Source organism: Pseudoalteromonas sp. NZS11, assembly GCF_015864765.1.
Classification (GTDB): domain Bacteria; phylum Pseudomonadota; class Gammaproteobacteria; order Enterobacterales; family Alteromonadaceae; genus Pseudoalteromonas; species Pseudoalteromonas arctica.
Genome location: NZ_JADYWP010000001.1, coordinates 74,742 through 97,649 on the forward strand (window position 1 = coordinate 74,742; position 22,908 = coordinate 97,649).

General features: G+C 37.8%; 21 protein-coding genes. 15 read left to right on the plus strand and 6 right to left on the minus strand.

The genetic code is table 11. The annotated features are described in order from the left end of the window. Positions 1-21: 21 nt before the first annotated feature. Positions 22-342: a met regulon transcriptional regulator MetJ gene (gene metJ / locus I6E82_RS00305; RefSeq protein WP_007586263.1), complete on the minus strand. Its 321-nt coding sequence runs from the start codon at positions 340-342 to the stop codon at positions 22-24. Positions 343-631: 289 nt separating this feature from the next. Between metJ and metB the strand changes: the two genes are divergently transcribed. Beyond that, on the plus strand, positions 632-1,879 hold the full coding sequence (gene metB / locus I6E82_RS00310; RefSeq protein WP_197116297.1) for a cystathionine gamma-synthase: 1,248 nt from the start codon (positions 632-634) through the stop codon (positions 1,877-1,879). 5 nt (positions 1,880-1,884) lie between these two features. Next, entirely contained in the window at positions 1,885-4,230 is a 2,346-nt protein-coding gene (gene metL, locus I6E82_RS00315; RefSeq protein ID WP_197116299.1) for a bifunctional aspartate kinase/homoserine dehydrogenase II, read from the plus strand. Between the two features lie 64 nt (positions 4,231-4,294). Here the strand turns inward: metL and I6E82_RS00320 are convergent, their stop codons facing one another. Continuing rightward, positions 4,295-6,787, minus strand: coding sequence for a penicillin-binding protein 1A (locus tag I6E82_RS00320; RefSeq protein ID WP_197116301.1), 2,493 nt, complete (start codon positions 6,785-6,787; stop codon positions 4,295-4,297). Positions 6,788-6,917: 130 nt separating this feature from the next. Between I6E82_RS00320 and I6E82_RS00325 the strand changes: the two genes are divergently transcribed. From I6E82_RS00325 to I6E82_RS00365, 9 genes are all read left to right on the plus strand, one after another. Beyond that, positions 6,918-7,997, plus strand: coding sequence for a pilus assembly protein PilM (locus tag I6E82_RS00325; protein WP_024589891.1), 1,080 nt, complete (start codon positions 6,918-6,920; stop codon positions 7,995-7,997). Next, positions 7,985-8,557 carry a PilN domain-containing protein gene (locus I6E82_RS00330; RefSeq protein ID WP_007586268.1) on the plus strand — a complete coding sequence of 191 codons (573 nt, stop codon included), beginning with the start codon at positions 7,985-7,987 and terminating at the stop codon, positions 8,555-8,557. The genes I6E82_RS00325 and I6E82_RS00330 overlap by 13 nt, the downstream gene beginning before the upstream one ends. Beyond that, positions 8,547-9,152, plus strand: coding sequence for a type 4a pilus biogenesis protein PilO (locus tag I6E82_RS00335; protein ID WP_197116303.1), 606 nt, complete (start codon positions 8,547-8,549; stop codon positions 9,150-9,152). Before I6E82_RS00330 ends, I6E82_RS00335 begins: the two co-directional genes overlap by 11 nt. After that, a complete protein-coding gene (locus I6E82_RS00340; RefSeq protein ID WP_007586272.1) occupies positions 9,149-9,688 on the plus strand; it encodes a pilus assembly protein PilP in 540 nt (179 codons plus the stop codon). Before I6E82_RS00335 ends, I6E82_RS00340 begins: the two co-directional genes overlap by 4 nt. After that, a complete protein-coding gene (locus I6E82_RS00345) occupies positions 9,675-11,780 on the plus strand; it encodes a type IV pilus secretin PilQ (RefSeq protein WP_101217493.1) in 2,106 nt (701 codons plus the stop codon). Before I6E82_RS00340 ends, I6E82_RS00345 begins: the two co-directional genes overlap by 14 nt. A 184-nt stretch (positions 11,781-11,964) precedes the next feature. Further along, on the plus strand, positions 11,965-12,483 hold the full coding sequence (gene aroK, locus I6E82_RS00350; RefSeq protein ID WP_004589350.1) for a shikimate kinase AroK: 519 nt from the start codon (positions 11,965-11,967) through the stop codon (positions 12,481-12,483). A gap of 27 nt (positions 12,484-12,510) precedes the next feature. Then, positions 12,511-13,581, plus strand: a complete 1,071-nt coding sequence (gene aroB, locus I6E82_RS00355; RefSeq protein WP_197116305.1) for a 3-dehydroquinate synthase — start codon at positions 12,511-12,513, stop codon at positions 13,579-13,581. Then, positions 13,582-14,925: an AAA family ATPase gene (locus tag I6E82_RS00360; RefSeq protein ID WP_197116307.1), complete on the plus strand. Its 1,344-nt coding sequence runs from the start codon at positions 13,582-13,584 to the stop codon at positions 14,923-14,925. 53 nt (positions 14,926-14,978) lie between these two features. After that, positions 14,979-15,836: a Dam family site-specific DNA-(adenine-N6)-methyltransferase gene (locus I6E82_RS00365; RefSeq protein ID WP_007586285.1), complete on the plus strand. Its 858-nt coding sequence runs from the start codon at positions 14,979-14,981 to the stop codon at positions 15,834-15,836. On the opposite strand, the gene I6E82_RS00370 is transcribed toward I6E82_RS00365, so the two are convergent. After that, the gene (locus I6E82_RS00370; RefSeq protein WP_197116309.1) at positions 15,793-15,978 is read right to left on the minus strand and encodes a DUF2970 domain-containing protein; all 186 of its coding nucleotides are present in this window, start codon (positions 15,976-15,978) and stop codon (positions 15,793-15,795) included. The genes I6E82_RS00365 and I6E82_RS00370 overlap by 44 nt on opposite strands. A 3-nt stretch (positions 15,979-15,981) precedes the next feature. Then, a complete protein-coding gene (locus I6E82_RS00375) occupies positions 15,982-16,284 on the minus strand; it encodes a hypothetical protein (protein WP_165721226.1) in 303 nt (100 codons plus the stop codon). Positions 16,285-16,445: 161 nt separating this feature from the next. Here I6E82_RS00375 and rpe point away from each other — a divergent pair, with 161 nt between their 5' ends. From rpe to trpS, 3 genes are read left to right on the plus strand one after another with little or no spacing between them, the layout of a single operon-like run. Continuing rightward, positions 16,446-17,129 carry a ribulose-phosphate 3-epimerase gene (rpe, locus tag I6E82_RS00380; protein ID WP_165721225.1) on the plus strand — a complete coding sequence of 228 codons (684 nt, stop codon included), beginning with the start codon at positions 16,446-16,448 and terminating at the stop codon, positions 17,127-17,129. Continuing rightward, a complete protein-coding gene (locus I6E82_RS00385) occupies positions 17,129-17,794 on the plus strand; it encodes a phosphoglycolate phosphatase (RefSeq protein ID WP_197116311.1) in 666 nt (221 codons plus the stop codon). The genes rpe and I6E82_RS00385 overlap by 1 nt, the downstream gene beginning before the upstream one ends. Positions 17,795-17,826: 32 nt before the next feature. After that, positions 17,827-18,831: a tryptophan--tRNA ligase gene (gene trpS, locus I6E82_RS00390; RefSeq protein WP_024589884.1), complete on the plus strand. Its 1,005-nt coding sequence runs from the start codon at positions 17,827-17,829 to the stop codon at positions 18,829-18,831. Positions 18,832-18,946: 115 nt separating this feature from the next. On the opposite strand, the gene I6E82_RS00395 is transcribed toward trpS, so the two are convergent. Both I6E82_RS00395 and I6E82_RS00400 read right to left on the minus strand, forming a co-directional pair. Further along, positions 18,947-19,867: a TraB/GumN family protein gene (locus I6E82_RS00395; protein WP_165721223.1), complete on the minus strand. Its 921-nt coding sequence runs from the start codon at positions 19,865-19,867 to the stop codon at positions 18,947-18,949. Positions 19,868-19,903: 36 nt separating this feature from the next. Continuing rightward, positions 19,904-20,269 (minus strand): hypothetical protein, encoded by a 366-nt coding sequence (locus I6E82_RS00400; RefSeq protein WP_165721222.1) that lies wholly within the window; start codon positions 20,267-20,269, stop codon positions 19,904-19,906. Between the two features lie 282 nt (positions 20,270-20,551). Here I6E82_RS00400 and I6E82_RS00405 point away from each other — a divergent pair, with 282 nt between their 5' ends. Continuing rightward, positions 20,552-22,693, plus strand: coding sequence for a transcriptional regulator (locus tag I6E82_RS00405; RefSeq protein WP_197116313.1), 2,142 nt, complete (start codon positions 20,552-20,554; stop codon positions 22,691-22,693). Positions 22,694-22,908 lie beyond the last annotated feature (215 nt).

Sequence of the window (22,908 nt, forward strand, 5' to 3'; positions counted from 1 at the left end):
GTTTTTTTGTCTATGTAATATTTATTCTTCGTTTAAAACGGGTACTTCTAGACCCATTTCTTGCATTATTTTTTTAACTTCTTCTGGCACTTTTTCGGCGTTATCTTTACGTAAGTCATCGTCATTTGGTAAAGGTTGGCCAGTAAAAGCATGCAAAAATGCCTCACATAGCAATTCACTATTTGTAGCATGGCGAAGGTTATTGATTTGACGACGTGTACGTTCGTCAGTTAATACCTTTAATACATTTAGCGGGATCGAAACGGTGATCTTTTTAACTTGCTCTGATTTTTTACCGTGTTCTGCGTATGGGTGAATATACTCACCATTCCATTTAGCCATAAGATGTATCGTTGCCTCAGATTATTAATTTCTCACACGGTATAAAAAGCGTGTAAATATGCGTGAAATTCTATCGATTTAAAAAAGATAGTCAAATAATAGATACCGATCTATCTTAATAAGCCTATTGTAGGTGTAAAGATAAGCACACTTTTGTGAGCTAAAATGTGTTATTCGCAGAGGCCCCTTCTACTTTTAGCCATCTAGAGCTTTAAAATACTTTGACTTATCAAAACGGATAACTTACTCTTTTAGACGTCTACACATCCAAATTAATCAGGTGACGAATATGAGCGAAAAAAACAAAGCGACCATTGCTGTACGTAACGGCGTTGATGCTGATAAACATCATGGTGCGGTGGTACCGCCAATTTATTTATCGACTACTTATTCGTTTGCCGACTTTGATACTAAGCGTGAGTATGATTATGGTCGTAGCGGTAATCCTAATCGTGATATTTTAGCTGAGACGCTTGCTAAGCTTGAAGGTGGCGCTCGTGGCATAATTACAGCTACAGGCATGGCTGCCGTGCATTTAGCTACTCAGCTACTTAATAGTGACGATACGTTAGTAATTCCACATGATTGTTATGGTGGCAGCTATCGTTTATTTACATCTTTACAAAAACGCGGACTACTAAAGCTCGAAATATTAGATTTAACAAAAGAAGAAAGCCTTCAACAAATTTTAGTAATTAAACCTAAGCTTATTTGGATAGAAACCCCAAGTAACCCAGTACTTCGTTTAACAGATATTAAAGCGGTGACCGATGTTGCAAAGCAATGCGGTGCATTGGTGGCTGCAGATAACACGTTTTTGTCACCTGCTTTACAAAATCCTCTTAAGTTTGGTGTAGATATTGTGGTGCATTCAACCACTAAATACATTAACGGACACTCAGATGTAGTAGGCGGCGCTGTTATTGCCGCAACACAAGAGTTAGGCGATGAGCTTGCTTGGTGGGCTAATAACATTGGTATTTCGGGTGCGCCTTTTGATAGCTATTTAACGCTTCGTGGTTTACGTACTTTAAATGTGCGCCTAAGGCAGCATCAAGAAAATGCACTGGCAATAGCTAAGTATCTTGAAAGCTCTGAATATGTAAGCCAGGTTTACTACCCAGGTCTTGAGTCACACCCTCAACATGAACTGGCTAAAGCACAGCAACTTGGTTTTGGTGGCATGGTTAGTTTTGATATTAAAGGCGATATAAATGACGCTGCGGCATTTTTGACTAGTCTTAAAACGTTTAGTTTAGCTGAGTCACTAGGTGGCGTAGAGAGCTTAATTTGTCACCCTGCAACTATGACGCACGCAGGTATGGAGGCAACAGCACGTTTAGAAGCGGGCGTGGGCGATACGCTTATTCGTATTTCGGTAGGTATTGAAGATATACGCGATTTAGTCGCTGATTTTGAGCGAGTGTTTGAACTTGTAAAACCAGGGCAAAATAAAAATGTTGGCCGTGTAGGCAAAGGAGCAGGCACTTCTGGTGGTAACGTTAAATTAAGTGCAGCCCGTCCGGCGCTTTGGTGATTAATATGGTCAATTGTGTACATAAATTTGGTGGTTCAAGCTTAAGCTCAAGTGAGCGATACCAAAGCGTAGCAAAAATAATAATTACACATACTCAACCGGGTGATTGTGTGGTGGTATCGGCTGCGGGTAAGACAACCGATACGCTAGTATTACTTTGGCAAAGCTATCAAAAACAAGATACTCAAGCAGTAGCTGATATTTTACTGCAGTTAAATAACCATCAAAGTGATTTAATAGAGCAGTTATTAGAAGCTGATTTAAAACGAAGTGCACTTAAGACACTAAGTATCGAACTTAGCTATATTGCAGAACTTGCTCAAGCTGAGCAGCTAAAAGAGGCTGCATTACTTGCACATGGCGAACTGTGGTCAGCACGTTTACTCGCTACTTATTTACAGCAGCTAAATATTGAGGCATGCGCTCAAGATGCACGTACTCTTTTTACCTTAAATGATGGCGAATTAATGCATGCGCAAAATGCGCAGCAATGTGGGCAGTTAATTTTGCCTAATAAAATAAATGTTGTTACTGGGTTTATTGCCGCAGATATCAAAGGCGAGACAGTAACGCTTGGCCGAAATGGCAGTGACTACAGTGCAACACTACTTGCAAATTATTGCAATGCTAAGCAAGTATGTATTTGGACTGATACACAGGGAGTGTATAGCACTGATCCTCGAAAGGTACAAAAAGCGATTAAATACGGCAAAATTTGTCGCGGGCAGGCTAATTTATTAGCTCGTTTGGGTAACCCTGTATTACATGCAAAAACACTATCGCCACTTAAAAACACAGATATTAAGTTAGCTGTTCGCAGTAGTTTTGACGTACAAGCAAGTCCAACAGATATAGTAAAAGAAGGTTCAGCGAAGAAAAAACGTTTTATAACCACGTTGCAAAATGTTGACCTATTAATGGTTGAAGGATTAAGTGAAGGTGAGGTCTCAAGCGTTAGTCAGCTTATTCAGCATAGCCTTCATCACTTTAACCATAATGGTGAAGTGTATTTAGTAGTACCTGCAGCACAAACTTATCTGGTTATTAATTATTTTGCGGGTAGGGCAAATATTAGCGAGTCAAATTTAAACGGTTGTGCAATTGTAGCGCCTGAGCAAGACGTTAATACATTAAGCTTACAAGCATTAGATTTATTAAAACTCCACAGCATAAAACCTCGTTTTGTCCATCAAGATACTGGCTATGCTTTATTGCTTACCGATCAATTTATAGATAGTGATATACAAAGTGACTTACACGATAAGCTAATTAATAAAGGCCAAGAAATCGCAATTATAGTTGCGGGGCTTGGTAACGTTGGCGACGTTTTCATTAAACAGTTATCGGCACAATTTGAGCGTTTATCGGATGACTTTAGTATTAAATTAGTCGGTCTAATTCGCTCTAAAAAAATGCTGTTTAATGCAAGTGGTATTAATACACAGCAATGGAAAACTCAATGGCAGCATGAGGCAAATAGCTATCAATCTGCAGATTTACTGAATGCTATAAATGAGCTCGATTACGAGCATAAAATTGTAATTGATATTACCGCAAGTGAACAATTTAGCTTGTTATATCCAGACTTTGTAGATAGAAACTGTCATTTAATTAGTGCTAATAAATACGCTGGAACAGCACCTACTACTTGGTATAAAGCACTTCGTAGTAATATTAAAGAACGTAATTTACATTGGCGATATAACACCAGTGTTGGCGCTGGTTTACCTATTAACTTTGCTTTGGCTGATTTGCAAAATAGTGGCGATAAAATAACACGTATAGAAGGTGTTTTCTCAGGCACGCTTTCGTGGTTATGCAGTAAATATGATGGAACAAGGCCATTTTCTGAGTTGCTACTGGAAGCTCAGAAAATGGGATTCACAGAGCCAGACCCTCGCGAAGATTTATCTGGGCGAGATATGCAGCGTAAGCTACTTATTTTAGCTCGAGAGCTAGGTGTTGAGCTTGAACTTGACGATATTAGCTTATCGGCATTGATGCCAGATGAACTTGCGCTGGGAAGTTGGAATGACTTTTTAAATAAAAAAGCACAGCTAGACGCGTTCATCGAAGAGCATGCAGTGACAGCAAAGTCTAAAAATTTAGTACTTAGATATACGGGCTTGTTAGAAATCACACAAGGTGAAGTAATTGCTAAAGTGGGAATAGCGTATGTGCCTAATGGCGATGCGTTAGCAAACCTTACACCTGGCGATAATATTTTTGTAATTAATAGCAAATGGTATAGCGATAACGCATTAGTAATTCAGGGGCCAGGAGCGGGTAGAGAAGTGACCGCTGCGGGTGTGCACTCTGATTTATATTGGCTTGTTCAAAACTTAAAATAAACCTTTGGTTTAAACAAAAACGGCAGCTTAAATAAGCTGCCGTTTTTGTATTACATACATATTATTAAAATAGCTCTTCTTCTGTTTTAGTGTCTTCTTCAAATATATCGTTAGGCTGAGATAGCACATACTTTGTAGGTGCAGTACCTTTTTCAAAATATTCAAATCGACTCGTGTAGTCATTTTTATGGCTTAATAAACCAGTAGCTAAATCAATACGAATAGAAACAAGTCCCTCAGGCGGCTCAATTGGGGCTTCAGGCTTGCCTTCAAGTGCCGCTTTCATAAATTCAACCCATGCTGGCTGCGCGGTTTTAGCGCCAGATTCCGCACCTGATATTTGGCTGCTATCTAGGTTGTTGTTATATGTAGAGCGACCAAGAGCGTTGCCCGGGTTATCAAAGCCAACCCAAACTGAGGTCATCACATTACTATTAAAACCGCTAAACCAGGTATCTACTGAGTCATTAGTTGTGCCTGTTTTACCTGAAATATCGCGACGATCTAGCGCTTGTGCTCGCCAACCGGTTCCACTCCAACCTGTTTTATGAGCCCAGCTACCACCCCCCCAAATTGCACTATTCATAGCATCAGCAATTAAAAATGCATTTTGCTTAGAAATAATTCTCGGCGCACATTTTTTCGTTTGCTCCATTTCATCATCACTATTATGCATTGAGAGTGCATTATGTGTTGGCGAAGGCTCTTCGTCACAGGCAAGAGCAGGGTTTGCTTTAAACAATACATTGCCGTAAGCGTCTTGAATTTCTGAGATAAAGTAAGGTTCAATTAAATGACCGCCATTGGCAAATGTGCTCATGCCTCTTGCAAGTTCAAGCGGGGTAATAGAAGCACTACCAAGTGCTAATGATTCACTACGATTAATGTCAGCGTCTTTAAAACCAAATTTTAGTAAGTGATCAGCTGTACGTTGCAATCCAACACCACGTAGTAAGCGCACCGAAATAACGTTTTTAGACTGTGCTAAAGCACGGCGAATTCGAATAGGACCGTTGTAAACAGCAGGGCTGTTTTTAGGGCGCCATGCTACGCCTTGGCTCTTATCCCATTGGTTTATAGGTGCATCATTTAATATAGACGCAAGCGTGTAACCTTTTTCAAGTGCTGCTGAATATATAAAAGGTTTTATATTAGAACCCACTTGACGCTTAGCTTGTATCGCTCGGTTGTATTGACTTTGCTCAAAGCTGTAACCCCCTACAATAGCTTTTATTCTACCGTCTTGTGGATCGAGGGATACAATAGCGCTTGATGCTTCTGGTATTTGGCTTAATAAGTAGCTGTTATCTTCGTTTTGACGTACCCATATTTGCATACCTGGCGTTAAAATATCAGTAGCTGCTTTTGGAGCAAAGCTTTGGCGGTAGCGAGTAATATACTTACGCGCCCATTTTAAACTATCCCAACTGAGAGTTGTTTGCTCACCGTTTTTAAGTAGTACTGTAGCTGTTTTATTATTAACACTGAGTACTGCTGCAACTTTTAAAGTGCCTAACTCATTTACGCTCTGTAATTTATTGAGTATTTGTTGCTCAGTTAAAGCTGGTTGTGTTTCAGGATTCCATAAAACATCAGTTGGACCTCTAAAACCATGACGCATATCGTAACTGTGTAAGTTATTTACAAGTGCGTTTTGCGCTGCTTTTTGAACCTTTGACTCTACTGAGGTAAAAATTTTAAAACCAGAGTTGTAGGCTTTATCTACCCCATAGCGCGAAACCATTTCAGCGCGCACCATTTCAGAGATATACGGTGCGTATAAGTTTATTTCTGCACCGTGAAAATAAGCTGTAATAGGTTGGCTAGTTGCTTCGTTATATTGCTCTTGTGTTATATAGTCTTCGGTCAGTAAACGGCCTAAAACTACATTTCGGCGCGCTTTTGCACGCGTTGGGTTACGAATTGGGTTTAAAGCTGAAGGTGCTTTAGGTAAACCTGCAATCATCGCCATTTGTGCAAGTGTTAAATCTTTTAGCTCTTTACCGTAATAAACTTGCGCTGCTGCACCAATACCGAAAGCACGATTACCTAATTCTATTTTATTAAGATAAAGCTCTAAAATTTCGTCTTTTGTTAACACTCCTTCAATATGAAGCGCTATAAATATTTCTTTAACTTTACGGATATACGCTTTTTCGCGTGTTAAAAAGAAATTACGAGCAAGCTGCATAGTAATAGTACTTGCACCTTGTTTTTTCTCGCCAGTAGATATAAGAACAACAGCCGAACGTACTATACCAATAGGGTCTATGCCTATATGATCGTAAAATCGATTATCTTCTGTCGCTAAAAATGCATTAATGAGTGTTTGAGGAATTTCATCAATAGTCACTGGAATACGACGTTTTTCACCAAATTGATTGATTAAAAGCCCATCTTTAGTGAATACTTGCATAGGAGTTTGTAATTGCACGTCTTTTAAAACTTGCACACTGGGGATATCAGGTTTAACGTAGTAATAAAGACTGATCAAAGTAATCAGACCAATTAACACACAAATGATAAAAAATTGTAAAGTTCGTTTTAATAAAATCACTTATATTTCCCTAAATGGACTCCCAATTGCGAGTTTTGACTGCTAGTATATATTGATTAAAAAATGAATAATATTTTTTCATATAAAAATTATAACTTGTTTATTATTAAAACAAAGGCCAAGTTGAAACATGCTAAGTCAACTATTTCAAAAACCGTCCCAAATGATGGTAGGAATTGATATTGGATCGCACTCTATTAAGGCTGTGCTTTTACGTGAAATTGAAACTGGATTTCGACTCGAAGCACTTGCAATTGAGCCGATGCCAAAAGGCGCTATGAGTGAGCGCACAATTCAAGATATTGAAGCGATTGGTAACGTAATTACAAAATTAAGAAAAAAATTACCAAAGTCGTTAAAATCTGCAGCAGTGGCTGTTTCTGGCCAAACAGTCATTACAAAAGTGATCTTCATGGATGTATCGTTAACTGATGCTGAACTTGAGTCGCAAATTGAAATTGAAGCCGATAGTTTAATTCCATATCCTCTTGATGAAGTGAGCCTCGACTTTGAGAAGCTTTCGACGAATGAGGCCGATCCTAGTAAAATGAATGTTTTGCTTTCAGCTGCTCGTACTGAGAGTGTAGAAGCGCGTGTTGGCGCTTTAGAAGCTGCAAATTTAGAAGCTAAAATAGTTGATGTAGAAAGCTATGCATTAAGTCGTGCAATGGATGTGTATTACCAACAATTACCTAGCGACGCATTTAATAAATGTGTGGCTGTGGTTGATATTGGTGCGGTTTTAATGCTCGTGAGCGTTGTTCAAGCAGGGGAAACAATTTATACACGTGACCAAGTTTTTGGTGGCGACCAATATACAAATAGTATCGTTGCTTATTATAATAAAGGATTTGATGAAGCTGAAATTGGTAAAACATCAGGTGATTTACCGCCAAACTACACCTTTGAAGTATTAGCCCCTTTTCAAACTTCGTTACTTCAACAAGTGCGACGCGCGGTGCAAATGTTTTTAACAACCAGTGGCAAAGAGCAAATCGACTATATTGTATTAACGGGTGGTACATCGATGATTAAAGGTATTGACCGATTACTCATTGAAGAACTAGGTATTCACTCTGTCGTTGCTGAGCCTTTTGAAAATATGGAAATTTCTCCAAAAGTAGATCGTAATGTAATGCAGCGTCACAAAACGCAGTTTGCAATTGCGACAGGGTTGGCATTAAGGAGCTTTTCAACATGCCACATATAAATCTACTTCCTTGGCGTGAATCGCAGCGCGAAGAATCGAAAAAGAAATTTGTAACTATACTTATTGGTGTCGTTATACTTTGTTTTGCGAGTATGTACTTATTAAGCTCTTTTTATAGTGCATTAAAAGACGGTCAAAACTTAAAGAATAACTATTTAAGCTCAGAAATTAGCATGCTAGATAAAAAAATAAGTGAAATTAGAAGTTTAGATAAAAGAAAAGAAAACTTACAACAGCGTATGAGACTCATTGAAGAATTACAAAGCAGCCGTAATTTGGGTACGCAAATAATGGATGAAGTTGCCAAAATAGTGCCGGGTGGGGTTTACTTAACAAAACTCGAGCGCAGAGGCAGCCAAATACATGTATTGGGACGCAGTGAATCTAATAACCGTTTATCAACAATGCTGCGCCAAGTACAAAGCTCATATTTACTAGAGAATCCTTCAATGCAAGGCATTGTTGCAGGCGATCAATCTTCGCGTTTACTTAGTGATTTTAATATGGAATTTTATGTAAAACCATTTGATAAAATTGGTGAGGTTAGCGATGAACCTTGATTTTAAAGCACTGAGTGAAATTGATTGGAATGAAATAGAGCTCGATAACATTGGCGATTGGCCTATTGCAGTTAAAGCAATTTGTTGTACGTTTGTTGCCGGACTTGTATTGTTTTTTAGTTATAGCCTATTAGTTTCTGATGAAATTGATAGTTACCACAGTGCAGTTGCGAAAGAGGTCGAGTTACGCACAACTTATCGTACTAAATACGCAGTCGCGAGTAAGCTTGAGATCTACCGTCAACAAATGATTGAAATGGAAGATAAGTTTTCACAATTATTAAAGCGTTTACCTACCTCTAACGAAACCCCTGGTTTACTTGATGATTTGTCGTATGTTGGCACAACAAGTGGTCTGACTTTTTTAAAAATAGGTTGGTTACCAGAAGTAGAGAAAGAATTTTATACTGAATTACCGATTAAAATAGAAGTGATAGGAACCTACCATGAATTTGGTGAGTTTGTGGGTAAAGTAGCTCAGTTACCACGAATTGTAAGCTTACATGACTTTTCTATTTTATCATCGGGCGATAAACAGTTAACATTTGGTGTTGTTGCAAAAACATATCGTTATGAAGAAGGGGTTAAAAAATGAAGCTCCTTCGCGTAGTACCTGTAGTAATGGTGTTTGTTTTGAGTGGTTGTAATGATGATACGTCTGAGCAAAAAGAATTTATTGATCAGGTAAAAGCAAGCACAACACCAAAGGTTGAATCAATTCCTGAGCTGACAAAGTTTGAAATATTTGAGTACAGTGCTGGTCAGCTACGTAGCCCGTTTGTAGCGCCTCAGCCTGAGATAATCCAAAATAAATTAACGCAAGTAAAAAACTGTTTGCACCCAGATCAAGAGCGTCGCCGCGAACCGTTAGAAAAATACCCGCTAGATAACTTAGCAATGAAAGGCACAATTGGTTCTAGTGGACAAATATGGGCATTAATAACAGCAGCTGACGCTACTTTGCATCGTGTAACGGTAGGGAATTACCTTGGTAGTTATGATGGCAAAGTAAAAACAGTAAGTAACGACTATATAGAGTTAGTGGAATTAATCCCTGATGGGTCTGGCTGTTGGAAAGAGCGCTTGACTAAATTAGAAATGTTAGAGGCGGCAACAGATGGCGCAAATTAATAATAAAAAAGGTAAAAATAGCATGCATAAGGATGTACTTTGGCTTCATCGTATTTCACGAACATTACTGGCTGCTGTTGCTTTAGTCACTGTAAATTCAGCCGTTGCAGGGCCGTTACTTTATGATGTTCGTTATAATCCATTACTTAAAGGCGAAACTGAGTTACAGCTTGTTTTTGATGAAGAGTTAACGCTTGAGCCAAAAGTTCAGGTGTTTAATAGCCCAGCCCGAATCGAAATGTTTTTTGATACCGCAGAGTTAGAGGTTGGTTTAAATGATGTTGAAGTTAATCAAGCTGGAATTAGCAGTGTTACTAATGTTTTAACTAACAGTGGTTTAAAGGTAACGGTAAACTTAGATAGATTAAAAATTTATGAAACTGAAGTTCATAACAACTTAGTATCAATACGCGTGTCTGATAATCCTCTTACAGAATCTGAAAATGAAGATGTAGCGATGGACTCAGGTGACGTAAGTGGAAATTACATCAACCGTATCCAATCAATTGATTTTAGACGTGGTGAAAAGGGCGAAGCGAAAGTACTCGTATTTTTACAAGACACTCAAGCTGCAATTGAAGTCCATGAAAGTGGCGGTAAAATTTACGCTGACTTTCATCACACCGATATTTTAGATGACCTACTTTATGAATTAGATGTATTAGATTTTGGTACTGTTGTAAGTAATATCGAGACTTTTAAAGAAGACGGGTTAAGTCGTGTCGTTATTGAGCCAAACGCTCAGTTTACATTTACGTACCAGCAAATAGATAATATTTTAACGCTGACGGTAGAAAAAGATGAAACGCAAAACGCCTATTTAGATGGTGGCGTTGAGTATCAAGGTCGCCCTATGACCTTAAATTTTCAAGATATCTCTGTGCGAGCAGCACTACAAATTATTGCGGGTTATAACGATTTTAACTTAGTAACCAGTGATTCAGTGACAGGTAATATAACACTGCGCTTAGATGGCGTACCGTGGGATCAAGCGCTTGACGTAGTACTGCGTATTAAAGGGCTAGACAAACGCATGGATGGCTCTATTTTAATGGTAGCGCCTGCAGAGGAGCTTGCGGCACGTGAAGCTAAAGATTTAAAAGCTAAACAGCAAGTTGAAGACTTAGAACCACTCTATAGTGAATACATTCGATTAAACTATGCTAAAGCCGAAAATTTTGCTGACTTATTAAAAACAGATAGGAACAGTATTATAACTGCCCGCGGTAGTGTATCGGTTGATCAGCGTACAAATACTTTATTGGTAAAAGATACTGTAAAGAGTATAGAAAACATTCGCCGGATGATAGAAACACTCGATATTCCGGTACAGCAGGTTGTAATCGAATCTCGAATGGTAACTGTGCGCGATAACGTTACTGAAGACTTAGGCGTACGCTGGGGCTTTAGTGATCAAGGCAGTAGTGTTGGTATTTCTGGCTCCCTTGAAGGCGCTGAAGGTATTTATAATGCGACATCAACTTCAAATGCGCCAAGTATTTCAGATCGATTAAATGTAAATTTACCAATTTCTAATCCTGCGGCTAGCATTGGCTTACACATAGCAAAGCTGGCTAACGGTACGCTGATTGATTTAGAACTAAGTGCTCTTGAAGAAGAGAATAAAGGCGAAATTATTGCTAGCCCGCGTATCATAGCGGCTAATCAGCAAAAAGCGCGAATAGAGCAAGGTACTGAAATCCCTTACACTGAGTCAGCTTCAAGTGGTGCTACTACTGTAAGCTTTAAAAAAGCGGTACTAAGCTTAGAAGTGACACCTCATATCACACCTGATAATAAAGTAATTCTAGACTTAATTATTACTCAAGATACTCGTGGTGATACTGTACAAACGGGAACAGGTGAAGCAGTGTCTATTGATACCCAAGAGATTCAAACTCAAGTGTTAGTTGAGAATGGACAAACCGTAGTACTCGGTGGTATTTTCCAGCAGCAGATCATTAATACTACGAGTAAAGTGCCAATTTTAGGTGACATTCCTTACGTAGGAAGACTATTTAAAACCACAAGTGAGTTTAATGAAAAGCGTGAATTACTTATTTTTGTGACACCAAAAATACAAATTGATTAAAATACAGTGGTTTTATGTTAACCAACGGGTGATTATTTAGATTAATTGCTCGTTATATGGCTTTTTATGCTAATTGACTTGAAATACCCCCGCAATTACTGAGATAATCCCCTCCTTAATTTTGGGGCCAGGTCGTTAGGCGGGGTTTTATTTCAAATTTTAGAGTTTGTTTGTACTAAAAGATATGGCTGAGAAACGTAATATATTTCTAGTTGGCCCCATGGGGGCTGGCAAAAGCACGATTGGTCGTCACATCGCTGACCAATTACACCTTGAATTTGTTGATTCTGATCAAGAAATCGAACGCCGCACAGGTGCAGATATTGCATGGGTATTCGATCTTGAAGGTGAAGAAGGCTTTAGACTTCGAGAAGAGTCTGTTATTGGCGATTTAACCGAGATGCAAGGTATTGTACTTGCTACCGGTGGTGGTTCAGTAATGAGCAAAGAAGTTCGAAACAAGCTTTCGGCTCGAGGTATCGTTGTATACCTAGAGACACCTATAGAGAAGCAAGTTGCACGCACGCAACGCGACAAGCGTCGCCCATTACTGCAAACTGAAGAAGCACCTCGTAACGTACTAGAGCGCTTAGCAGAAGAACGCGAGCCACTATACAAAGAAGTTGCTGATTTTGTTGTACGTACCGATGAGCAAAGCGCTAAAGTTGTTGCTAACCAAATCATCGAGAAATTAGATTTTTAAAAACCAATAATAAAGGAATAGCCAAGCATGCTTAAATTAACTGTTAATTTGGACGAGCGAAGTTATCCTATTTATATTGGGCAATCTGCACTTCAAGATAATGGCCGCCTGGTTCACCACATTGGTGATTGTCGGCCTATCATCATTACTAATGACACAATAGCGCCTTTATATTTGCAAAGGTTACTTGATTCATTAGCTGATCTAAATCCGCTATCTTTTATTATTCCTGACGGTGAGCAATATAAATCACTGGAATGGTTTGAAAAAATATCAGCATTTTTACTACAAAATAACTGTGGCCGAGATACGTGTTTAATTGCGTTAGGTGGCGGTGTTGTAGGTGACCTAACTGGTTTTGTAGCGGCTTGTTATCAGCGCGGCGTACCGTTTATTCAAATACCAACGACAGTGCTTTCACAGGTTGATTCATCGGTAGGTGGAAAAACGGCAGTAAATCATCCGTTAGGTAAAAATATGATAGGGGCATTTTATCAGCCTCAAGCGGTTTTTATTGATACGCAAACATTACACACTCTACCTGCACGAGAGTTTGCAGCAGGTATGGCTGAGGTAATTAAGTATGGTCTGATTTACGATACCGAATTATTTGCCTATTTAGAGCGAAATGTGACTAATTTACAGCAACTAGATGAAGCATGCTTACAGCATATCATTTTTAGATGTTGTGAAATAAAAGCGCTTATAGTTGCTCAAGATGAAAAAGAACATGGCTTACGGGCTTTGTTAAACTTAGGCCATACATTTGCCCATGCAATTGAGGCACAGATGGGTTATGGCGTTTGGTTACACGGCGAAGCTGTTGCAACAGGAATGGTATTAGCAGCTAAACTTGCCAAGACACGCCAAGATTTAAGCGCAGATGAAGTTGATCGAATTATTAAGCTGCTTGAGCTATATAATTTACCAACGGAAATTCCAAAGCAAATGACTAACGAGCAGTTTTTAACGCATATGCGTAAAGACAAAAAGAATAAAAAAGGCACTATCCGCTTTATTCTACCTACCCAATTTGGCCAGTGTGCATTAGTTGATAATGTATCTGATGATCAAGTTAGAGACTTAATCGAGCAGTAAATGCAGTCACAAATTTTACCAAGCCGTGCGGCTTTGGTGGATAGAATCGCACTGCAATTTGAGTACGGGCAAAATTTAATTGTTTTACTTGGCACTTCTGGGCTAGGTAAAAGTTACATGCTCGAAACCTTCATTACAGATAAATACAACGACTTTAATAAAGCCTTCGTGCAAGTAAGTGCACAAATGACTGATGCTCAGCTAATGAGTGAGTTATTAGAGCAAAGCTTTAACTCTCCCCTGATTGATCATAACTTAAGTTTACCTGAAAACTATTACCAATTACTGCAGCAGCAACCATGCGGGCCATGTTTATGGGTACTTGATGGCGGTAGGCAATTATCTGATGAGATGTTAATTGAGCTTGAGTTACTTTCTAAAAACAGCCCAAATACGCTATATATTATAATAGCTTCACAGTCTAAACTGGCTTTAAATAACGCTGTTGAAATTTATCTGGAGCCGCTAACGCTTCGAGAAAGCAAGATGTTATTGCAGTGGTACTTTACAGACTTACCCTATGATGAAGACCCTGTATTTAGTACTTTTTTAGCTGAGGCTCACGGTAATCCAAGCTTATTGCTTGCTTGGCAACCTAGTGAGCACATAGCCGATATTATTGTTAAAGACAAAGTGTCTTGGCGATTACACTTATTGATTTTGATGTTGCTGATTATGCTTTTAATTATTGGTCTGCTTTATAAGTCGGATATGACACAGTGGTGGCAACAGTATTATCAACAAGAAGAAACACAAGTAGTAAATACAGCAATATCTATAGAGCAAGTAAGTGAGCCGGCTATAAAGAAAAATGACTCAATAATTAACTTAAATGACCCCAAAGTTGTTGAGCCAGATATTAAGCCAGAGCGTGTACACATTAATGATGTGCCTGCCATAATGCAAAGCCTTACCGAACCTGGCAACACAGTTAGCGTATTAGACAATGATGTTGATGATAGTACTAATAACAAAAGCAGTGTATCAAGTGACGTTAAATCTGAAGCTCTAAAAGTAAATACAGTAGAGCAAACCCAGAGTAGCCAAGATAATATATGGTACATGCAGCAAATAGATACAAATAGTGTTATTCAATTATTAGCCGTAACTCAGCAGGAAGTTAGCGATAATTTTATTGCTCAATTCAATCTACAGCAGCAAACTCATACTTACCAAACAAAGCGAAATAATAAAATATGGTGGGTTGTTACATTTGGCAGTTTTGAAAGTATAAACGAAGCAAAATCAGCAATGGATACATTATCTGCTGAGGTTAGAAAAAATAAACCTTTCTATAAAAAAATTAGTAAAATAAAGCAAGAAATAGCACTCGTTGATCAGTAAAACACACTGCTTTAGTGTAAAATCGCGCAACACCAGATTGAAGTAAAGAGCCAATGCAGCAAAAGAGTAGAGCCTTCCTTAAATGGGCCGGCGGAAAATACAGCCTAGTTGAAAATATTAATGCGCGATTAAACCAAGCTAGCAAGCATGCTGATACGTTGGTTGAACCTTTTGTTGGTGCAGGCTCTGTGTTTTTAAATAGTGACTTTAAACACTATATTCTCAACGATATAAATGCAGACTTAATTAACTTATACAAAGAGCTAAAAAGCTCTCCAGATGAGCTGATTAGTGACGCTAAAAAGTTATTTGTAGATTTGAATAATCACGCAGATGCTTATTACGAATATCGTGTGCAGTTTAATCAAAGTCGTGATGTATATGAACGTTCAATATTGTTTTTATACATGAACCGCCATGGTTACAACGGACTCTGTAGGTATAATTTAAAAGGTATTTTTAATGTGCCTTTTGGTAAATATAAAAAGCCTTACTTTCCTGAAAAAGAAATGTATTTTTTTGCTGAAAAAGCACAAAAAGCAACCTTTACCTGTTTAGATTACGATGACGTTTTTAAGTTAGTGCCTAACAATGCAGTTATTTATTGCGACCCACCTTATGTACCATTAAGTAAAACCGCTTCTTTTACGTCTTACGCTAAAGGGGGGTTTAATTTAGATGATCAGGCTAATTTGGCTAATCTGGCTGAGAAGGCTGCCTTTGAAAATGATACACCAGTGCTTATCTCTAATCACGATACCGTATGGACTCGAAAAATTTATAGCCAAGCATCACTTGACCAAATTCAAGTAAAGCGCACTATTAGCCCCAAAGGTGGCTCTAGAAATAAAGTTGACGAGTTGATGGCTATGTATTTAGCACCCAAGCAACCACAGCGTAAATTGCGATAACAAAAGCAATAAATAGTACAACCGCAATTAGGATGATAGAGACAGGAGAGTGTTGTTTAAAATCGACTTGGCGTTTATTTTCAGATTGAACACCAAAAAATGCTGCTAGCACACTTTGCAACGCACTAAAAAATTGCGGCATTATTTAAAATAAAGGTTTTAAAGATGGAGTATTTTTAGAATCATCAGAGCTAGTAAGTAGCTCTAGTAAATCGAGGTAATGAAACTGAGCACTACGGCTATCGCCAGTTAACCACGAAAACCACGATGACTCTTCTTCAGCTTTAACACACGTGATTGTAGTTAATGTGTTTTGAGCACTTACCACTTGTGTATTATGACAATTACCCACTGAGCTTAATTCTTGCTCAGAGCTTGAACCAAAGCTAAACGCCCCGATAAGCAGTAATGCCGACGCAATTAATATCCCAGTTTTAAAAGCACGCATGATGAAATCCAATAATTTGTTACTTTTTTAATCATAGCAAATATTGATTAAAAATCAAACTTAAAGTTACCTGAAATAGGGGCTATTACGCCATATTACTTGGGTAACATCTTCAATTAAGTTACATTAACGAAATACACTATTTATTGATGGAGTTAATCATGTTTAACCCAGAGCAAAAATATTTAATAGCCCCTTCTATTTTGTCTGCTGATTTTGCAAAACTAGGCGAAGATGTTGATAAAGTACTCGAAGCGGGCGCTGACGTGGTTCACTTTGATGTAATGGATAATCACTATGTACCTAATCTCACAATTGGTCCTATGGTGTGTAAAGCACTAAGAGATTACGGCATTACAGCACCTATCGACGTACATTTAATGGTTAAGCCTGTAGATAGTCTTATTCCATTGTTTGCAGAGGCTGGCGCATCAATTATTACTTTTCATCCAGAAGCCAGTGAGCACGTCGATCGTACAATACAGTTAATAAAAGATCACGGCTGTAAAGCAGGCTTAGTCTTTAACCCAGCAACAAGCCTAAGTTATTTGGACCATGTTATTGATAAGCTCGATACCATTTTACTTATGTCGGTTAACCCAGGTTTTGGCGGGCAAAGCTTTATACCTCATACGCTTGAAAAATTACGCCAAGCAAAACAGCGTATTATTGAGTCAGGCCGAGATATTCGCTTAGAGGTTGATGGGGGTATTAAAGTCGATAATATTGCTGCAGCAGCACAAGCGGGTGCTGATATGTTTGTTGCAGGCTCAGCTATTTTTAATCAACCAGATTACAAAGTTGTGATTGACCAAATGCGTAAACAGCTTGGAAGTGTAAAATAATGAAGTACGACGTCGCCTTATTTGATTTAGATGGTACTTTGGTTGATAGCGTTTACGACTTGTATATTGCTATTAATTTAACCTTGAGCAGTCTTGCTTTCCCTATTGTTAGTCAACGCTTGGTTGAAAGCTGGGTCGGTAATGGTGTTGAAGTCCTCGTTAAACGCGCTTTGAGTGGCGATATGCAAGTGAGTGAACATCTAGATGAGTCACTTAGTAGTAAAGCAATATTACAGTTTTATAAGCACTATGAACAACAAGTTGGTGAGTATAGTGTTTTGTACCAACATGTAGAAACCGGGCTTGCAGCACTTCGTGGTATGTCTAAAGCACTAATCACTAATAAGTCTCGAATATTTACAGAAAAACTACTTGATAAACTGGCACTAACGAGTCATTTTGATGTGATTGTATGCGGTGACGATATGGCAAAAAAACCATCGCCAGAGCCATTGCTATTTGCCTGCAAAAAACTAAATGCAGAGCCTAATAAAGCAATAATGATAGGTGATTCTAAAAGCGATATACTTGCAGCTAAAGCCGCTAATATAGACGTAATTGCACTTAGTTATGGCTATAACCAAGGTGAAAATCTTAAGGATTATAATCCACAGTACCTATGCGATCACTTCTTAGATATAATACCTGTTCTAACGCAGCGTTAAATATTATTAATTAAGCAAAATAAAGGAAAATCATGAGTAAACCAGTAGTTTTAAGCGGCATTCAGCCAACCGGTGGTATGACAATAGGCAACTATGTTGGCGCTATTAACCAGTGGCTAAAGTTACAGGAAGACCACGAAAGTTTCTTTATGTTAGTAGACTTACACGCTATTACGGTTCGCCAAGAGCCTGAATTACTGCGCTCTCGAGTGTTGGATGGTATTGCTCTTTACGCGGCATGTGGCATTGATCCTGAAAAATCTGCGTTATTTGTACAATCACAAGTACCTGAACACGCACAGTTAGCGTGGGTATTAAATTGTTACGCGCAAATGGGTGAGCTTAATCGAATGACTCAGTTTAAAGACAAGTCATCTAAGCATGCAAATAACGTAAACGTGGGCTTATTTTCATATCCGGTATTGCAAGCTGCGGATATTTTATTATACCAAGCTGATCAAGTACCCGTCGGTGAAGATCAAAAGCAACACTTAGAGCTGACTCGCGATATAGCCACACGCTTTAATAATTTATACGGCGACGTATTTAAATTACCAGAGCCGTATATTCCTGAGTTTGGTGCACGCGTAATGAGCTTGCAAGACCCACTTAAAAAGATGTCTAAGTCTGACGAAAACCCAAATGGCTACATCATGTTATTAGATGAGCCTAAACAAATTGTGAAAAAGCTTAAAAAAGCAGTAACAGATTCAGATGAACAAGCACGTATTTATTTTGATCGCACAGAAAAGCCTGGCGTATCAAACTTGCTTACTTTATTGAGTGTTGCAACTAAGCGCTCAATAGAAGACCTAGTTCCTGAGTATGAAGATAAAATGTATGGCCATTTAAAGAAAGATACAGCAGATGCAGTTGTAAACATGATTGAGCCAATTCAAGCTCGCTTTAAAGAGATCAGAGAAGATCAAAACCTACTTAATAGCATAATGAAATCAGGTGCTGAAAAAGCAAGTGTACGTGCTGAGAAAACATTGAAATCGGTATACGATGCGCTTGGTTTTATTCCTCGCGGGTAAGTTTATTAAAATAAAAAAATGCCGCTTGTTAGCGGCATTTTTTATATAGCACATATCAACATGATAGACCCAAATAGAAACAGTAGCGATATCGCTAGTTTATCTGTTTTATCCATTATTCAGCGCCTCTTACTGTTATATCTGCCGTGCTATCAACACTGACTAAAGAAACGCTGTAGCCTTTGTTTTCAAGTAAGGTAAGTAAACTATCTTGTCCTGCAAGGTGGCCAACTCCAACAAGTACAAACTCATTTTTGTCGTTGTTAAACATGGCTTCTACTTTTGGTAACCAATCATTATTTCTATCTGTAATGATTTGTTTATAACTATTCGGATCATTTTGCTGCATATCTTCAAGTGCTACTTTATTCAGTGTGTCTGTATCACCTTTGCGCCAGGCAGCTAAAAGTTCTTTAAACATATCGCCATAGTTGTGAAGCTCGGCTAAGTTACGTTTAATGAAATCGTTCTCGTTGCCTTGACCCATTGTTTTAAAAAGCTCTAACTGAAATTCGATTGTTTCTAAGTAATTTTTTGTTTTGTTATCTTCAGTCGCTTTTTTAGTAAAGTAAGCATCAACCCCTTCACCCATTAAATTTTGCTTTTGAAGCTCCATCGACATTAAGACAATACTAACCATAGCAGGGCGAAAACCATCTAACTTAGCTAGGTTAGCGCCAAACTCGCTAAGCTTATTTTCAAGTAAAGCCTTAATCTCGGGTTCTAGCTTTTGACTTAACGTTTCGTTATTTGTATACGATAGCGCACCTAACATTTGCATTTGTGCATTGGTGTCGGCTGGGTCAGGTAACGGTGCTTCTAAAATAATTGTATCTGCTTGTTCATAAGCATGGTTAAACTCAGCGGGTAGTGGCATTTCAGCTTTAGGTAGTATGTGAACTGTACCGCCAATAAATAGTGAGTCATTGCCATTACTTACTTGCCATACAGAGCTTTGAGCCTGTGCTGTATTTGCTAAAAGGCTGCAACTAAGTAATACGCTGGCAGATACTAATTTTTTTGTGAATTTTTTCATGATAATTCCTTAATATAACTTTTAATTTTATTGTTTTTAGTTCGATAACACATTGTTGAAATATGTAGTGATTGACGATGTTACCTTTGAAAGATTTTTATCAATTTGCGAGTTTATTTTGCTCATTGAAGAGTCAAGCTCAGCTGATATTTTTTCATCTATTGAAGAAAGTAACGTTTGCTTATCAACATTACTTTTTAAAGACTCAGAAGCGTCTATTTTGTTTGTTTTTTGTAGTTTTTGATTAACAGGGCTAATTGCCTTTATGCTTTCACCAATCATGCATTTCTCAAAATTATTTTGAACGGTGTTTTGTTTAGTGTCAGCTGCAATAACTGAAGTAGTATTAAAAGCAGTTGCTAGTAGTAAAGCCGGTAGTACTTTTTTCATTGTGCTGTTCATAATTAAACCTTTTGTATTTTTTGCTGCAGCCAATTTAGAATCACAAATGATTTTTTACTAAGCTGCTTGTTGATGACGGTTTAAAGAATATCGCTGAATTTATTAAGAGTCGCTTATCTAGTTATGAGCAATTAATAGATAAGGTTTTAAAGCTAAATAATTGTTTAAATTTAGTATGTTAGCTTTAAACCTTATAATGCTAATATAAGGTTTAAAATGCTTTTTCTATAAAATAAAGTGTAGATGTGATACGGTTTATAAAAATAAAAATACGTAAAGACTATGAATTATCAAATCGGACCTTGGCAATTTATTAGTAATCGCTGTGTGATTACTTCAAACCATTTAGAAAGGGAATTAGATCCACTTTTAGTAAAGTTATTACTCCACTTTATAGATAAGCCTCAACAAATCGTTTCCCGCCAAGAGCTTATTGAGAGTGTGTGGCAACAAAGCTTTGTTGACGATAATGCGATTAACCGTGCAATATCAGAGTTAAGAAAGCAACTTGCCCACCCAATTGAAAAAGCGCCGCTTTTAAAAACACATTACCGTAAAGGATATAGCCTAACAGTAATGCCTGAGCGTTTAACGCAAGCAAACGTTTCTAAAGAGCCTGCAAACATTTTGCCTGATTCACCGGGTATTTCCGCCAAAAATGAAGAGATAGCTACTGCAACTATTTTGCAACCAGTTCAAAGAACGAATAGTAAAAAGTTTTTGATTTATTCTTTATTCGTCATTATTTGCCTGTGCTTTTTAGTATGGTTTGGGTTGTTTTTTATTAATGCACCTTCTAGCGAAAAGATTAAACAGATCACGGTTAATAAGGTAGCAAGCACGTGGAATATAGGCAGTGAGGTTCACCCTGAGATGTCCTCAGATAAACAATATTTAGCTTATACAAATGTTGAACCTGAAAATGACGTAATGCATGCATTTGTAAAGCGACTATCTGATCAAAGGGAAGTTGAAATTACTTATCCTGGCTTTCAAGTATCCATTTTATCGTGGCAGTTAAATCAGCACTCTGTGTTGTTACAAGCGACCAACTTAAAGCAGCAAAAGTGTGAAATGGTTCTCGTTGATTTAAGCCAGTTTCCTGTTATAGGAGAGGCTACCTTAATTAAAAAGTGTGACCTTAGATACACAGGTTATGCGCAAGTAGACGAAAGTGGTGAGCATATTTATTACACCGAATATAAAAATGAGCATGAGGGTTCAGGTTTATATAAATATGATTTAGAACTTAAAAAAGAATTCATAGTGATCCCACCACCAGGCGTCATGTATGGCGTAATCATGCCTCGTTTATCTCATTCCGGTAGTAAAATAGCATATGTACTTAGTCAAAAGGGTAAGCCTTTTTCTGTATTTAGCTACAACTTTGAGACCCATGAAACCAAGCGGTTATTTAAAGCAAAGAAAAGCATAATTAGCTTCGCGTTTGACTGGCTTGCAGACGATAAAGGCGTGATTGTTTTTGAAGGCTCTGAACTTTCAACCATTGTGTTTGATGAAAATAATATTATTAAACGCACACTAACGGTTACCCCAGCAATTTCACCTTATTATATTGCAGTTCAATCTGCTAATAGCCTTTTTTACTCAGCAAATAAAACACAAGCATTTTCGTTAATTAAAGCGACTAATCTTTTTAGCGATGTTCCTGAGTATGAAGCACTCTACAAAAGTGATGAAGACGACTACATCATTGCAGAAGTCATTAATGAGAAAGGGCCAGCGCATATTTTTGTATCGGAGCGCTCTGGTAGCAGTCAGTTGTGGTTATCTCAAAATGGACTTACAAAGCAACTTAGTAACTTTATTTATGAAGGTAAATCTACCTTTGCTATTGGCGGACTAAGAGTATCGAGTAAGCAAGATCGTGTTTTATTAAGAGTTAATAGTGATATTGCATTTTTTGACGTTATGTCGAACAAGCTCTATACCATAGCTGAGTTTGAAGGGCGAAAAATACTAAGCTATGTATGGTCTAAAGATAATGAAAGTATAATTTATTTAGAGCGACATGGTTCAGAAAATCTATTTGCTCAGTTTAATTTATTAACGCGAGACACAACTATATTAGAGGATGTTAAAGCCAACAAATTAATTTCAGGCGCTGACGGTACTAATTATGCAATTACTAATAATCAGTTAATTAAATTATCAAATAAACAGAGTTGGGAATTGCCTAAAGACGCGCGACAAGCACAACTTTTTGCCATTAATGGTAATTACCTTTACTACTCTGATGCAATTTCAAGAGTTGCAAGGCTTAATTTAGAAGATAAAACAGTAAAAGATGTGCACGTGGATTTTAAACCTATCGCATTTTTTATTAGTGATAACAATCAGATTTTCTTTACAGCATCAAAATATAAAGACATGCAAATAATACAGATAAGTTGGAACGACTAGGGCCTGTTTATCTTTCGAAGTTAAATTTGCAGCGGTGTGTTTTTTTTCTTTAATAGCATTTTCGATTTTGTCTAAATGAGAATTTTTTAACACAGGTAGCGACACATTTAGCCCCGCAAAATGATTAAGTATTATTGCGGATTGGTATTATGTTGATAAATGAAAAGTTAGAGTAAAAAAATAGCGAGAAGTGAGTCTTCTCGCCATTTTTAATT

Coding starts and splice junctions, on each gene's coding strand:
- metJ (WP_007586263.1), bottom strand. CDS start 342: ATGGCTAAATGGAATGGTGAGTATATTCACCCATACGCAGAACACGGT.
- metB (WP_197116297.1), top strand. CDS start 632: ATGAGCGAAAAAAACAAAGCGACCATTGCTGTACGTAACGGCGTTGAT.
- metL (WP_197116299.1), top strand. CDS start 1,885: ATGGTCAATTGTGTACATAAATTTGGTGGTTCAAGCTTAAGCTCAAGT.
- I6E82_RS00325 (WP_024589891.1), top strand. CDS start 6,918: ATGCTAAGTCAACTATTTCAAAAACCGTCCCAAATGATGGTAGGAATT.
- I6E82_RS00330 (WP_007586268.1), top strand. CDS start 7,985: ATGCCACATATAAATCTACTTCCTTGGCGTGAATCGCAGCGCGAAGAA.
- I6E82_RS00335 (WP_197116303.1), top strand. CDS start 8,547: ATGAACCTTGATTTTAAAGCACTGAGTGAAATTGATTGGAATGAAATA.
- I6E82_RS00340 (WP_007586272.1), top strand. CDS start 9,149: ATGAAGCTCCTTCGCGTAGTACCTGTAGTAATGGTGTTTGTTTTGAGT.
- I6E82_RS00345 (WP_101217493.1), top strand. CDS start 9,675: ATGGCGCAAATTAATAATAAAAAAGGTAAAAATAGCATGCATAAGGAT.
- aroK (WP_004589350.1), top strand. CDS start 11,965: ATGGCTGAGAAACGTAATATATTTCTAGTTGGCCCCATGGGGGCTGGC.
- aroB (WP_197116305.1), top strand. CDS start 12,511: ATGCTTAAATTAACTGTTAATTTGGACGAGCGAAGTTATCCTATTTAT.
- I6E82_RS00360 (WP_197116307.1), top strand. CDS start 13,582: ATGCAGTCACAAATTTTACCAAGCCGTGCGGCTTTGGTGGATAGAATC.
- I6E82_RS00365 (WP_007586285.1), top strand. CDS start 14,979: ATGCAGCAAAAGAGTAGAGCCTTCCTTAAATGGGCCGGCGGAAAATAC.
- I6E82_RS00370 (WP_197116309.1), bottom strand. CDS start 15,978: ATGCCGCAATTTTTTAGTGCGTTGCAAAGTGTGCTAGCAGCATTTTTT.
- I6E82_RS00375 (WP_165721226.1), bottom strand. CDS start 16,284: ATGCGTGCTTTTAAAACTGGGATATTAATTGCGTCGGCATTACTGCTT.
- rpe (WP_165721225.1), top strand. CDS start 16,446: ATGTTTAACCCAGAGCAAAAATATTTAATAGCCCCTTCTATTTTGTCT.
- I6E82_RS00385 (WP_197116311.1), top strand. CDS start 17,129: ATGAAGTACGACGTCGCCTTATTTGATTTAGATGGTACTTTGGTTGAT.
- trpS (WP_024589884.1), top strand. CDS start 17,827: ATGAGTAAACCAGTAGTTTTAAGCGGCATTCAGCCAACCGGTGGTATG.
- I6E82_RS00395 (WP_165721223.1), bottom strand. CDS start 19,867: ATGAAAAAATTCACAAAAAAATTAGTATCTGCCAGCGTATTACTTAGT.
- I6E82_RS00400 (WP_165721222.1), bottom strand. CDS start 20,269: ATGAACAGCACAATGAAAAAAGTACTACCGGCTTTACTACTAGCAACT.
- I6E82_RS00405 (WP_197116313.1), top strand. CDS start 20,552: ATGAATTATCAAATCGGACCTTGGCAATTTATTAGTAATCGCTGTGTG.